Below are 12470 nucleotides of genomic sequence, written 5' to 3'. Positions count from 1 at the left end.
CATTACGAAACCATGGATACGATCCTGCACCGCCTGCGCGGCAAACTTGAAGTCGATACCGAGTTCGGCACCTTTCTTGGCGATACCCGCATCCGCCTGCTCGAAGCCATCGATCAACACGGTTCGATTTCCCAGGCAGCAAAAGCCGTGCCGCTGTCCTACAAGGCCGCCTGGGATGCCGTCGATGCAATGAACAACCTGGCCGACCAGCCGCTGGTGGTCCGCTCGACCGGGGGCAAGAACGGCGGCGGCACGCTGCTCACCGAACACGGCCGCAAGACCATCGCGCTCTACCGGGCGCTCGAGGCCGAATACCAGGCCGCCCTCGACCGCCTGTCGGCCAGCATGAACGACGGGCAAGCCAGCGACTTCCAGCAGTTTCGCCAACTGCTCAAGCGCATGTCGATGAAAACCAGCGCCCGCAACCAGTTCGCCGGCCATATCGTCGGCCTGCGCGAAGGCCATGTCGATTACGAAGTCCGCATCAAGCTCGATGACGAAAACGAGATCGTCGCCATCATCACCATCGACTCCGCCGAAAACCTCGGACTGAGCATCGGCATGGAAATCAACGCCCTGGTCAAATCCTCGTCGGTGCTGCTGCTCAGCGACCCGACCGTGAAGACCAGCGCCCGCAATCAACTGTGGGGCGAAATCACCCGGATCCACGACGGCCCGGTCAATGCCGAAATAACGCTCAGCCTGAAAAGCGGCAAATCGGTCTGCGCCGTCGTCACCCACGACAGCGTCGAGCATCTCGGGCTGGTCGTCGGCGGCCAGGCCTGCGCGGTGTTCAAGGCGTCGGCCGTCATTCTTTGCAAGTATTCCTGAAGCAGCCCGTCATGGCCGATCAGCCGGGACGCCGCAAGGCGACTGAACGGTCGGCCGCCCCCCGCCCATAACCCACTCCGGAGAACTCCATGCAACGCCTCGGCATCCTGATCCTTTCCCTGCTGGCCAGCGCCGGCGCCCTGGCCGACGAAGTCCAGGTCGCCGTCGCGGCCAACTTCACCGGCCCGATGCAGGTCATTTCGGCGCTCTTCGAGCGCGATACCGGGCACAAGGCGACGCTGTCCTTCGGCGCGACCGGCAAGTTCTATGCGCAGATCAAGAACGGCGCGCCCTTCGAAATCCTGCTCGCCGCCGACGACGAGACGCCGGCCCGGCTAATCAAGGAAGGCAACGCAGTGGACGGCAGTGCCTTCACCTACGCGATCGGCACGCTGGTGCTGTGGTCGGCCACCCCCCAGCTGATCGACGGCAAGGGTGAAATCCTGAAAAAAGGCGGTTTCAAGCATCTCGCCATCGCCAACCCGAAAACCGCCCCCTACGGCGCGGCAGCCGTGCAGGCGATGGGCAAGCTGGGCGTGCTCGACAACCTGAAGCCGCTCTTCGTCCAGGGCGAAAACATCTCCCAGACCCACCAGTTCGTCTCCACCGGCGCCGCCGAACTCGGCTTCGTCGCCTACTCCCAAGTCATCAACAACGACAAGATCGCCGCCGGTTCGGGTTGGATCGTACCGGCCAACCTCTACGACCCGATCCGCCAGGATGCGGTCATCCTCGCCAAGGGCAAGGACAAGGCGGCGGCAATTGCCCTGATGAGCTACCTGAAGAGCGAAGCCGCCCGGAAAGTCATCAAGTCCTTCGGCTACGCCCTGCGCTAAGCGCCCCGCCCGGCATGAACCCCTACACGCTGCCCGACAGCTTCCTGGAAAACCTGCTGCTTGAAGATGTCCCCTGCGGCGATGCGACCAGCTTCGCCCTGGCCATCGACCGACAACCGGGAAGACTGATCTGCCGCGCCCGCTACGCCATGCTGCTGTGCGGCAGCGAAGAGGTCGGGCGCCTGGCGCAACTGCGCGGCCTTCGCCTGATCGGCGCCAGCCGCGCAAGCGGCGAACGCCTGGCGGCCGGCGACGAGATACTGCGCCTCGAAGGCGAAGCCGGCGCCCTGCATGCCATCTGGAAAACGGCGCAAACCCTGATGGAGTACCTGTCGGGAATCGCCACCAGCACCGCCGAGATCGTCGCCGCCGCCCGGCGCGGCAATCCGGCGGCCAGCGTTGTATGCACCCGGAAGAACTTTCCCGGCACCAAGGCCGCGGCGATGAAGGCCGTGCTCTGCGCCGGGGCCAGCCCGCACCGCCTGAGCCTGTCGGAAACCCTGCTGGTTTTTGCCGAGCATCGCGCCTTTCTCGGCGACGAAGCGCCGCCGGCAACGCTAGCGCGGCTTCGCCGCCAGTGGCCGGAGCGGGCCGTCGTCGTCGAAGTGTCGAGCGAGGCCGAAGCGGCGCTCTGGGCGGCGGCCGGCGCCGACATCCTGCAACTGGAAAAAATGCCGCCCGAGGCGGTCGATCGCCTGCATCGCCAGCTTCCGGGCACGCGACTTGCTGCGGCTGGTGGCGTCAATGCCGCCAACGCCGAAGCCTATGCCCGCGCCGGGGCGCACATCCTGGTCACCAGCGCGCCGTATTTCGCTCCGCCGCGCGACGTGGCCGTGACGCTGACCGCCGCCCCGCCTGCCACCGAGCCCTGAACCATGAAAATCGCCATCGCCACCAAAGACTTCACCGCCGTCAGCGGCCATGCCGGACAAACCCGGCAATGGCTGGTTTACGACCTGACCGAGCACCGTGCCAACCAGATACTGCCCGCACCAAAACGGGTCGATCTGGACAAGGAACAGATCCTCCACACGTTTGCCGACGACGGCCCGCACCCGCTTGACGGCATCGATCTGGTGGTCTGCGCCAGCGCCGGCGACGGCTTCATCCGCCACATGAAAAAACGCGGCGCCGACGTGCTGCTCACCGGCGAAGCCGAGCCGGCCGAGGCGATCGCCCGCATCCTGGCCGGCGAAGCGCTGGCCGATCCGCGCTTTGATATCACCACCAGCCTCTGTAAACTGCGCGATCTGTTTTCCCGCCATTGACCATGGAAAGTGCCGATCTCAACGCCATCTGGCTGACCCTCAAGCTGGCCACGGTCGTGACCCTGCTGCTGCTCGTCATCGGCACGCCCATCGCCTGGTGGCTGGCCCGCACCCGTTCCGCCTTCAAGGGTGCGGTCGGGGCGCTGGTTGCCTTGCCGCTGGTCCTGCCGCCGACCGTGCTCGGCTTCTACCTGCTCGTCACCATGGGGCCGCACGGCCCGCTCGGCCAGCTGACCGAAGCGCTCGGCCTCGGCCTGCTGCCCTTCACCTTCCCCGGCCTGGTCATCGCCTCGGTGTTCTATTCCCTGCCCTTCGTCGTCCAGCCGATCCAGAACGCCTTCGAGGCAATCGGCGAGCGGCCGCTGGAAGTTGCCGCGACGCTGCGCGCCAGCCCGTGGGACACCTTCTGGTCGGTCGCCGTGCCGCTCGCCAAGCCCGGCTTCCTGAGCGGTGCCATTCTCGGCTTCGCCCACACCGTCGGCGAATTCGGCATCGTGCTGATGATCGGCGGCAATATTCCGGAGAAGACGCGCGTCGTCTCGGTGCAGATATATGACCATGTCGAGGCGATGGAATACACCCAGGCCCACTGGCTGTCCGGCGCCATGGTGCTGTTCAGCTTCCTGGTGCTGCTCGCCCTCTACACCTTCAACCCGGCTCGCCGCAAAGCCCTATGAGCGGCGAAATCCAGGCCAGATTCCGTATCGCGCGGCAGGACTTCACGCTGGATGTCGACCTGATGCTGCCCGGGCGCGGCATCAGCGGCCTGTTCGGCCACTCCGGCTCGGGCAAAACCACCGTGCTGCGCGCCCTGGCCGGACTGGAACGGGCACCGGACGGCTACCTGGCGATCGGCGACACGGTCTGGCAGGACGAAAGCCGGGGCCATTTCGTGCCGCCGCACCAGCGGGCGCTCGGCGTGGTCTTTCAGGAAGCCAGCCTGTTCCCCCATCTGTCGGTCCGTCGCAACATCGAATTCGGCGAGCGCCGCGCCCCGGCCCACGAACGCCGCTTCGCGCTGCCGGCGGTGGCCGAGCTGCTCGGCATCGGTCATTTGCTCGACCGTCCGCCCGGCCAGCTGTCCGGCGGCGAATGCCAGCGCGTGGCGATTGCCCGCGCCCTGCTCGCCGCGCCGCAAATCCTGCTGATGGACGAACCGCTGGCAGCGCTCGACCTGAAACGCAAGCTGGAAATCCTGCCCTACCTGGAACGCCTGCACCGCGAACTGTCGATCCCGATCATCTACGTCAGCCACAGCCCGGACGAAGTCGCCCGGCTGGCCGACCATCTGGTACTGCTCGACGCGGGCCGGGTGGTGGCCAGCGGGCCGCTCAACGCCGTGCTCAGCCGCATCGACCTGCCGGCCGTCTTCGCCGACGATGCCGGCGTGGTCATCGAAGCCCGCGTCGCGGCGCACGAAGCCGACGACCTGACCCGCCTCGAATTCGCCGGCGGGGCGATTTTCGTCTCGCGCCACGACGAGCCGGTCGGCACGCCGCTGCGCTGTCGCATCCATGCCCGCGATGTCAGCCTGGCGCTGCTCCCCCAGGTGCAGACCAGCATCCTCAATTGCGTCGCCGCCGTCGTCGTCGATCAGGCGCCGACCGACACTCCGGGTCATGTCCTGGTCAAACTCGATGTCGCCGGCGAACCCTTGCTCGCCCGCATTACCCGGCGCTCGGCCGAGCGCCTCGATATCCGCCCCGGCCTGGCGCTGCGCGCCCAGATCAAGGCCGTGGCCTTGCTCGCCTAGGCGCCGAGCAGCTTGCGGATGAAGTTCTCGACATACGCCGGGCGCAGCGGCTTGATGATGTAACCGACGGCGCCGAGGCCGGCCGACTGGGCAACCAGCATCTTGTCGGCGCAGCCGGTGACCATGATCACCGCGGTCTGCGGACTGGCCTCGACGATTTGCGGCAAGGCCTCCAGGCCGCCCATCACCGGCATGTTGATATCGAGACAGAGGATCCGTGGCTGGTGATTCTTGGCCGCCAGAATCGCTTCCCCACCGGTCGCCACCGACTGGACAACCTGCAGGCCGCAGGCTTCGAGCAGCCCCTTGAGCACCAGACGGACCGAGCCGTTGTCGTCGGCAATCACCGCCGTGCCCCGCCGGCGCACCCTGACCTCACCAGGAGGCACTGCGCCCGCCTGGTTCACGGCCGTGCGCGTTTCTTCGACGGCACGCAGTTCGTCGATGATCTGCGCCTGGCTGAACGGCTTGCGAATGAAGCCCGAGGCGCCCGCATCGGCGGCCTTTTCCTCGATGTCGGACTCGCTGGAAGCGGTCATGAAGACGACGTCGATTTGCGGCATTTCGGCCTGGATGACCTTCAGGATGGTCAAGCCGTCGCGCCCCGGCATGTGGTAATCGAGACAAACGAGATCCGGCGCGGTCTGACGGATCAGTTCCTCGATACCGTTGCCGTCGGCAAAAGCCCCGACGACCTCGTGCCCCGCGCTGGTAAACAACGCGGCCAGTACCTTGCGCATGGAAAGGTTGTCATCAACGATCAAGATCCGCAGCAAACCGAACTCCGAAAAACAGGTAATTTTGGTGGGGTGACAGATTAACAGAAGTCGGCGGCGCCCATGCACCATCTGGTGCGGGTTTCGGGTGTTTAGCCGAGGCTCCGCGCGGGGCGCGGCGAGAGACACAAGGAAATCAGCGCATTCGCCTGATGCACGGTCAAACCGAACAGGATCAGGCCGCTCCCCAGCCACAGGCGCCAGCCGATCGTCTCGCCATTGAACAGATGACCGAGCAGCAGCGCCAGCACCGGCGTGATCAGCGTGATCAAGGCCACTTTCGAAGCCTCGAGGTGCTGGATGACGTAATAGTAGAGCGCAAAGCCGATCACTGAGCCGAAAACGCCGAGATAGACGATGGCCCCCGCCGAGCGCAGCGGTACCAAGGCCGGCAACTGTCCGTCGGTGGCGGCCCAGAGCAGCGTAAACAACGGCAGGGAAACGAGCAGCGTACCGACCGTGGTGGCCAGCGGTGGGCTGTCGTCGCCGATCCGCTTCAGCCAGACCAGACTGCCCGAGTAAATGAAGACGGCCAGCAACAGCACGAGCAGTCCGGCCAGCGCGTATTCGCCGCCCAGGCTGTCGCCATGGATGAAAATGACCGCCAGGCCGAGCGCCCCGAGCAGCATGCCGACCAGCTTGAGTGGCGTCAGCGCCCGTTCGCCCAGGCACAGGGCGGCCAGCCCCCCGGCCATCAACGGCGACAGACCGAAGAGCACCGAAACCAACCCGGAGTGCACGTAACGCGCCGCCCAGTAGGTCAAGGCCATCGAGCCGAACAGTCCGAGGCCGCCCACCAGATAGGCCCGACGCGCCCGCGCATGCAGCGGCAGGCCGATGCGCCAGGCGGCGACCAACAGTGCGGCGACAACGACACCGATCAGCATGCGGGCCAGCACGGCGAAGGCAAAGCCGGCCCCTTGCGTACTCCACTGGATGGCCAGCGGCGTAGTGGACCAGATCAGGACGATGGCGAGATAGGCGACGGGAACAGGCATCGAACGCTCCTCTTATGGTGAGTAAAAAACAAAAAGGCCGCGGGGTTGAATCCGCGGCCTCTGGTGAATTCGGTATGAAACAGCTACCCCACTCCCGGCCCCGGATCGACGACAACGCGCCACGCACGCAGAACGCGGCGGCTAAGCGAAATCAGGGCGAAAGGACGATAGCTCATAGATTCATTGTGCGGGCATTTTGTGCAGTGCGTCAATAGCCGCAGCGAGCATCGCCGTTCATGCCGTTGGCACGTCACCTGCTTAGTCAACGGAACAATGCCCTGCCCGACCGAAAAGCGGCAAGAAAACGGACGGCATTCCCGAAAAACGGCAAAACTTACCGAAAGGAAACAGCATGGATGTCAGAAATGTCGGAGCGCCAATCACCACCTCCCAGCGTCTGGGCTACCGCGAAACGCCGGACAGCGGCTTCTACGCGGCCTATCAAGCCGCCTTCGCGGCGCAAAGCACGCCGACGCAAAACAGTAGCGGCAGCAGCGAGACCAACAGCCGGTCGCTCGCCGACATTCTCGGCAGTACGCATAGCGAACTCGCGGCCCGGCGCGGCGTCAGCACCGAAAACCAGGCCCTCTATGCCGAGGTGCTGAACAAGGCCTACAGCTCGGGAGGGATCGAAAACGCCCGCGCCTTTCTCGGCACGCTGTCGGCCAAGGAGCTTGATGCCGTGCGCCAGAACCACTGCCTGGCCGAGCGCATCGACACCGGCTCACTGAGCGATGAAGGGGCGCAAAACCTGCTGCTGCCGGAAGGCTACAGCGTCGACCTGAACCATGACGGAATCGACGAGGTGGGCGCCGCCCGGACCATGTCCTTCCCGCCCAAGGATGCGCCGGATGCCTTCAAGGAAGCCTGGTTCCAGGCGACCGCCGGGATGGGCATGGGCGAGATGATGACCTACCAGTTGAGCATGCATATCGCCATCTACGGCCTGGAGGTTGACGGCAAGACTATGGGAACGCAGTACCCTCCCGACAAAATCGACAGCTACCGCCAGGCCGTCGACAACCTGCTGGCCACACTGGAAGCCAATAAGGGGCAGCTCGCCGATGGGCAATACGAACGCGACAAGACTTTCTACAGCAAGCTGCAAAGCCTGCTCGCCGCCTGAACCGCAGCAAAATCGGCCGGCCACGGACGGCGAGCGGGGAAATAAACGTGGCCGGATTTCATCTGGTTCCCGCCAATGCACAGTTGCCGACTCTTTTGAGCGCGCCAAAGATTGGCTATGCTGGTCGCCCAGCCCACCGGAACCAACCATGTCTGCCACCGCTCCCAGCCGTCGTACCGAGATCAAGCGCAAAGCGCAGCGCGCCCATTACGAAACGCCGACCATCGCCGCCATCATCGATGCCGCTTTCCTCTGCCACATCGCCTTTACGGCGGAGGGCAGCGTCCATTGCCTGCCGACCGCCTGCTGGCGGAGCGGCGAACACCTCTACATCCACGGCGCCAACAATTCGCGGCTGATCAACGCCCTGCTCGCCAGCGAATGTTCGGTCTGCATCAGCCACCTCGACGGGCTGGTGCTCGCCCGTTCGGCCTTTCACCATTCGATGAATTACCGCTCGGTGGTGATCTACGGGCAGTTTGCCGCGGTAGATGAAGCATCGGACAAGGCAGCGGCAATGGCCGCCTTTCTCGAACACGTCAGCCCCGGCCGCAACGCCCATGTCCGGGCGGCCAGCCCGGGCGAACTGGCCGGCACGCGCATTCTCCGCCTGGCACTCAGCGAAGCGGTGGCCAAGGTCCGCAACTGGGGTGCCGAAGACAGCGCCGAGGATATGAACATCCCCGTCTGGGCCGGGGTGATTCCGCTAGCCAGTCAGGCCGGCGCATTGCAACCGGAAGCGGGCAGCGGACATTTCCCGCCACCGGAACTGCCTTTGGCGCAGGCTGCGCAGCCAGCGCCGGCCGATGACGGTCTCTGACGGGACCAGGCAAGCCGTTTCCCGGGCGCCGGCCCGGGACTACTTTCTCAGCGCACGCCACTGCCCGGCTGCCCCGGCGCCGATCAGCGCGACGCCGCCCGAGAGATAGGGCCGGGAAAAATCGGCATCGAGCTTGGCGAGATCGGCAGGATCTTTCAGATACACGATGGCCCGGCTTTCCGGATGCTCGGCAAACCAAACCGCGAGTTCGTCGCGGCTTATCTGCGACAGCGGGCGTTCCAGTCGGCCATAGAAACGGTATTGATCGTTATAGGCGCTGACATGAACAAGCTCGACGCCTTGTTTCTCGAGCTGACTCAACTCGGCCGCCAGCGGCGTCATGTCGAAGGCCGGACTGAAGGGGCGAACCACCAGCAACAGCAATACGCTGGTGACGGCCATCGCGAATAGCGCAAGAGTCGCCGGGAGTGCCTCCCGGCGCAACCGGCTGACGACAGCCAGGACGAGAGCCAGAACGACCAGCAAGCCACCGCCGATCGACCAACTCGGCCCGGCGTAGGCGGCGAACCAGTGTTTTCCCACCCATAACGGGAAGGCCAGCAGCGCGCCGCCCAGGCCGGCGACGACGACCGGCAGCAGCCACAAGCCGCCACGCCGCGCCGCGCCCTGCTCCCACCCGGCAGCCAGAAGCAGGGCGACGGCTGGCCATAGTGGAAGAACGTAATGAAACTGTTTGCCACCAGCGAGCGACAGCGCAATGAAGGCAGGAACGCTCCAGCAGGCGAGAAAGCGCGTGCCACTGTCGGCTCGCTGGCGCCCCTGCCCGATGGCGGCCCGCCAGGCCTGCCGGCTGAGCACAAGCGGGAAGACCAGGACAAGTCCGGCGGCGAAATAGAACCAGATCGGCTGACGGTGCGCCAGCTCGCCGGAGACCCGGCCGGCCACCTGGCCCCACAAGATGGCGTTGCGAAACTCTTCACCGCCAAAAATGGCGGCCGGGATGACCCACAGCAAGGCGATTGCCGCGCCCAGCCCACCGGCCGCCAGCACGCCGCGCCACCAGGCCTTGCCACTGGCCCGTTCGCCCCCCCACCACGGGCCGGCTACCGCGACCGGCAGCACGAACAGCAACACGAAAGGGCCTTTGGTCAGCACGCCCAGACCGAGTCCGATACCGCACCACAGCCAGCCTCGCCAGCCGCCGCGCCGCCAGACATCGAGCACCCCGCGCAGGGCGAGCAAGGTGAAGGCGGTCAGCAGCACGTCGAACATCACCGAGGTACTGAACAGTAGCCAGTAAATGCCGGTCAGCAACAGCCAGCCGGCGGCCGCCGGCACCTTGTGGCGATCCGGCCAGAGCCGGGCGGCGATCTGCGCCGTGAGCAGCACGCAGGCCAGCGAGGCGAGCGCCGAAATGCTGCGCGGCCACCAGTCATTGACCCCGAACACCGACCAGCCCAAGCCGATCAGCCAGAACAGCAGTGGCGGCTTGTGATGATAGGGCTGGCCGTTCATGTGCATGATCAGCCAGTCGCCGCCCTGCCATGCTTCCCAGGCAACGCTCAGATAACGGGTTTCGTCGATCGGGATGTCCGGTCGCCCGAACAGCGAGGCGAGCAGCACGACGGCCAGGGACAACCCCCAAAGTGCCGGGTTGGCACGTTTAGATGAAAGCATGCGGACTACCGGATGACTGCTTTTTATTCAAAACTTCTTCAACCAAATCTGCTCCATCGACGCACCGGCTGCCGGCTCCACTGTTGCAGCAATGGCCGGAGGTAATGCCGCCAGAAGCCGGCCAGTCCAAAACCGCACAAGGCACAGCGAAAGAGCAGCGACTCAGGATAACCCATGGCGTCGAAAGGCAAGCTGCAGACGGCCAACGCGGCAAGACAGACGAGCCCCCACTGCACTTTCGGGCGCAAGCCCCAGCTCAGGCGAGGAGCCAGAACCAGCCCGGCCCAGGCCGCCAGCGAACCGACCAGGGCGCCGGCCAGGACATCAATCGGCCAATGCGCCCCGACGGCAACGCGGGAAAAACTTGCCAGCGCGCCCAGCCCCAGTATCGGCAAGCCCCGTCGCCAGCCCAACTGGGCCACCCAGACGGCGGCAAAGGCAAAAATCGTTGCAGCATGACTGGACGGAAAGCCATGCCCCGTCCGGCGCGCGCCAATCACGGTGATCTGGGCGGCATCGAGCACTTCGGCCGGTCGTGGCATGGGAACCGCCAGCTTCAACCCGCGAACAAGCAGCGCAGCGAGCAGCGAGGCAATGACGATAGCCCAGAACACGCGCGGAAAACGCAGAGAGAACGGCAGCAGCAGAGCCAGCAGCATGCGCTCGTCGCCGAGCGTCGTCAGCGCCCCCCAAAACCAGGGCGGCAGCACACCGCTCACCGACTGGGCGGTGAAGAATCCGGCATACCAACCATCGCCCCAAACCAGGATGCCCATAGCCACCGCAAGCAGCAGGCACCAAGCCGGGAGAAAGTCCTGGAACTGCGGACTTTGATTAGCAATGGATGGACTCTCGATCATGTTCAGTCTCCCGGTCAAAACATGCCTGCGTTTAACAAATAACATAGTGCACACGCCAAATAAATTCCAGCGTAATGCATTGCATTATTTTAAAAACAGGTGATGACACGGGCGTGACAGCCGAGTGAAAACTCCATGACAAGCGGAGGGCCAGCCGGGCTGACTGCTGAACTGCTTTGTCCTATCGGGATCCCGGCCAGCGCGGGAGGCGCTGCTTAGCCGCGCGGATTTTTCACGGTGCCATAGCGGCGTGCCGCATCCACCGCCAGGCCGGCGCCGATGCTGCCGAACAGGTCGCCTTCGATGACGCGCGCCTGCGGCAGCAGCGCCGCGATGCGTCGGCGCAGCAGCGGGATGCCGCTTGAGCCGCCGGTGAAGAAGATGGTGTCGATGCCGCTCGCGGCCAGGCCGGCTTCGGGCAGCAGGCGGGCGACGGCGGCTTCGATGTTGTCGACGAGCATTCCGGTCGCCAGATCAAACTCGGTGCGCGTCAGCAGTTTCTGCTCGCCCGGCGCAAAGCGCTCGAGCTGAAGAGTGGCCGTATCCTTGTCGGAGAGCGCGATCTTGGCCTCCTCGACCTGATGCGCCAGCCAATGGCCGGCGCGCTCGCGGATCAGCGCCAGCAGACGATTCAGGCGTTCCGGCTCGATGGCATCGAGAAGCAGGCGCTGCTGTTCGGTCCAGGTCTGGCGGGCATAGGCAAAATTGATGGTGTGCCAGGTGGCGAGGTTGAAATAGATGCTCGACGGCATTTCGCGCCCGCCCTTGAGCTGGCTGCGGTAACCGAGCAGCGGCATGACCGTGGCCAGGCTGAGCTGCCGGTCGAAATCGGTACCGCCAATATGGACGCCGCCATTGGCCAGCACATCGCTCCAGCGCTCGGCGGCGCGGGCCCGTTCCGGCGAAAGGCGGACAATCGAGAAATCGGAAGTACCGCCGCCGATGTCGGCGACCAGCACGACTTCCTCGTGAGCCAGCGTGGTTTCATAGTAAAAGGCGGCGGCGATCGGTTCGTACTGGAAACTCACCTCGGACAAACCGATGGCCCGGGCGATATCGGCCAACGTCTCTTCGGCGATGCGGTCAGCCGCCGGGTCGTCATCGACAAAAAACACCGGGCGCCCGAGAACCGCCTGCTCGAAGGCGCGTCCGCCTTGCTCCTCGGCACGCGCCTTCAAGGTGGCGATGAACTGGGTGAGCAGATCGCGAAAAGCGACGATGCTGCCCTGCACATCGGTGCGCCCATCGATCAGGCTGCTGCCCAGCAGGCTCTTCAGCGAACGCATCAGCCGGCCCTCGTAACCGTCGAGATACTCCCGCAGCCCGGCCCGGCCAAAGCTGACCGAACCTTCCTCGGCGTTGAAGAAAACGACCGAGGGCAAGGTCGGCTTGCCATCCTCCAGCGCCAGCAGGGTAGGCTGACCCGGCCGCAGCCAGCCGACAGTGGAGTTGGACGTGCCGAAATCGATACCGCAGGCGCGGGCGCAGGAAGAATAGGACATTGGAGAGCAGAGCGGGAGGGGCGGCGATGCTACGCGGCGCCAGCCGAGCTGTCCAGCGGGAA

The 12470-nt window shown here is 65.1% G+C and carries 13 protein-coding genes; 8 read left to right on the top strand and 5 right to left on the bottom strand.

Annotated features, from left to right (window positions below; all coding sequences use genetic code 11):
• Positions 1 to 12: 12 nt before the first annotated feature.
• The 6 genes from KI611_RS07415 (at position 13) to modC (ending at position 4688) form a co-directional block, all read left to right on the top strand.
• Positions 13 to 831: a TOBE domain-containing protein gene (locus tag KI611_RS07415; RefSeq protein ID WP_226419183.1), complete on the top strand. Its 819-nt coding sequence runs from the start codon at positions 13 to 15 to the stop codon at positions 829 to 831.
• Between the two features lie 89 nt (positions 832 to 920).
• Positions 921 to 1667: a molybdate ABC transporter substrate-binding protein gene (modA, locus tag KI611_RS07410; protein ID WP_226419182.1), complete on the top strand. Its 747-nt coding sequence runs from the start codon at positions 921 to 923 to the stop codon at positions 1665 to 1667.
• A gap of 14 nt (positions 1668 to 1681) precedes the next feature.
• Complete coding sequence (gene modD, locus KI611_RS07405; RefSeq protein WP_226419181.1) at positions 1682 to 2539, top strand: ModD protein; 858 nt, start codon at positions 1682 to 1684, stop codon at positions 2537 to 2539.
• A gap of 3 nt (positions 2540 to 2542) precedes the next feature.
• Positions 2543 to 2935, top strand: coding sequence for a NifB/NifX family molybdenum-iron cluster-binding protein (locus KI611_RS07400; RefSeq protein ID WP_226419180.1), 393 nt, complete (start codon positions 2543 to 2545; stop codon positions 2933 to 2935).
• A 2-nt stretch (positions 2936 to 2937) separates the two neighbouring features.
• Positions 2938 to 3612 (top strand): molybdate ABC transporter permease subunit, encoded by a 675-nt coding sequence (gene modB, locus KI611_RS07395; protein WP_226419179.1) that lies wholly within the window; start codon positions 2938 to 2940, stop codon positions 3610 to 3612.
• Complete coding sequence (gene modC, locus KI611_RS07390) at positions 3609 to 4688, top strand: molybdenum ABC transporter ATP-binding protein (protein WP_226419178.1); 1080 nt, start codon at positions 3609 to 3611, stop codon at positions 4686 to 4688. The genes modB and modC overlap by 4 nt, the downstream gene beginning before the upstream one ends.
• On the opposite strand, the gene KI611_RS07385 is transcribed toward modC, so the two are convergent.
• Positions 4685 to 5464 (bottom strand): response regulator, encoded by a 780-nt coding sequence (locus KI611_RS07385; protein ID WP_226419177.1) that lies wholly within the window; start codon positions 5462 to 5464, stop codon positions 4685 to 4687. The genes modC and KI611_RS07385 overlap by 4 nt on opposite strands.
• Positions 5465 to 5556: 92 nt before the next feature.
• Positions 5557 to 6462, bottom strand: coding sequence for a DMT family transporter (locus tag KI611_RS07380; protein WP_226419176.1), 906 nt, complete (start codon positions 6460 to 6462; stop codon positions 5557 to 5559).
• A gap of 352 nt (positions 6463 to 6814) precedes the next feature.
• Between KI611_RS07380 and KI611_RS07375 the strand changes: the two genes are divergently transcribed.
• Positions 6815 to 7588, top strand: a complete 774-nt coding sequence (locus KI611_RS07375; protein WP_226419175.1) for a hypothetical protein — start codon at positions 6815 to 6817, stop codon at positions 7586 to 7588.
• A 148-nt stretch (positions 7589 to 7736) separates the two neighbouring features.
• Positions 7737 to 8408, top strand: coding sequence for a pyridoxamine 5'-phosphate oxidase family protein (locus KI611_RS07370; RefSeq protein WP_226419174.1), 672 nt, complete (start codon positions 7737 to 7739; stop codon positions 8406 to 8408).
• A 39-nt stretch (positions 8409 to 8447) separates the two neighbouring features.
• Here the strand turns inward: KI611_RS07370 and KI611_RS07365 are convergent, their stop codons facing one another.
• The 3 genes from KI611_RS07365 to KI611_RS07355 all read right to left on the bottom strand — a co-directional run bounded on the left by KI611_RS07365 (position 8448) and on the right by KI611_RS07355 (position 12408).
• Positions 8448 to 10046, bottom strand: coding sequence for an ArnT family glycosyltransferase (locus KI611_RS07365; RefSeq protein WP_226419173.1), 1599 nt, complete (start codon positions 10044 to 10046; stop codon positions 8448 to 8450).
• Between the two features lie 38 nt (positions 10047 to 10084).
• Complete coding sequence (locus tag KI611_RS07360) at positions 10085 to 10906, bottom strand: phosphatase PAP2 family protein (protein ID WP_226419172.1); 822 nt, start codon at positions 10904 to 10906, stop codon at positions 10085 to 10087.
• Between the two features lie 215 nt (positions 10907 to 11121).
• Entirely contained in the window at positions 11122 to 12408 is a 1287-nt protein-coding gene (locus tag KI611_RS07355) for an Hsp70 family protein (protein ID WP_226419171.1), read from the bottom strand.
• Positions 12409 to 12470 lie beyond the last annotated feature (62 nt).

Source organism: Dechloromonas denitrificans (genome assembly GCF_020510685.1).
Taxonomy (GTDB): domain Bacteria; phylum Pseudomonadota; class Gammaproteobacteria; order Burkholderiales; family Rhodocyclaceae; genus Azonexus; species Azonexus denitrificans_A.
This window is presented reverse-complemented; position numbering and strand designations above follow the sequence as displayed.

Bases quoted from the DNA above. Each gene is read 5' to 3' on its own strand.
- KI611_RS07380 (WP_226419176.1), bottom strand. From the start codon at position 6,462: ATGCCTGTTCCCGTCGCCTATCTCGCCATCGTCCTGATCTGGTCCACT.
- KI611_RS07360 (WP_226419172.1), bottom strand. From the start codon at position 10,906: ATGATCGAGAGTCCATCCATTGCTAATCAAAGTCCGCAGTTCCAGGAC.
- modD (WP_226419181.1), top strand. From the start codon at position 1,682: ATGAACCCCTACACGCTGCCCGACAGCTTCCTGGAAAACCTGCTGCTT.
- KI611_RS07415 (WP_226419183.1), top strand. From the start codon at position 13: ATGGATACGATCCTGCACCGCCTGCGCGGCAAACTTGAAGTCGATACC.
- KI611_RS07365 (WP_226419173.1), bottom strand. From the start codon at position 10,046: ATGCTTTCATCTAAACGTGCCAACCCGGCACTTTGGGGGTTGTCCCTG.
- modC (WP_226419178.1), top strand. From the start codon at position 3,609: ATGAGCGGCGAAATCCAGGCCAGATTCCGTATCGCGCGGCAGGACTTC.
- modB (WP_226419179.1), top strand. From the start codon at position 2,938: ATGGAAAGTGCCGATCTCAACGCCATCTGGCTGACCCTCAAGCTGGCC.
- KI611_RS07355 (WP_226419171.1), bottom strand. From the start codon at position 12,408: ATGTCCTATTCTTCCTGCGCCCGCGCCTGCGGTATCGATTTCGGCACG.
- KI611_RS07400 (WP_226419180.1), top strand. From the start codon at position 2,543: ATGAAAATCGCCATCGCCACCAAAGACTTCACCGCCGTCAGCGGCCAT.
- KI611_RS07375 (WP_226419175.1), top strand. From the start codon at position 6,815: ATGGATGTCAGAAATGTCGGAGCGCCAATCACCACCTCCCAGCGTCTG.
- modA (WP_226419182.1), top strand. From the start codon at position 921: ATGCAACGCCTCGGCATCCTGATCCTTTCCCTGCTGGCCAGCGCCGGC.
- KI611_RS07370 (WP_226419174.1), top strand. From the start codon at position 7,737: ATGTCTGCCACCGCTCCCAGCCGTCGTACCGAGATCAAGCGCAAAGCG.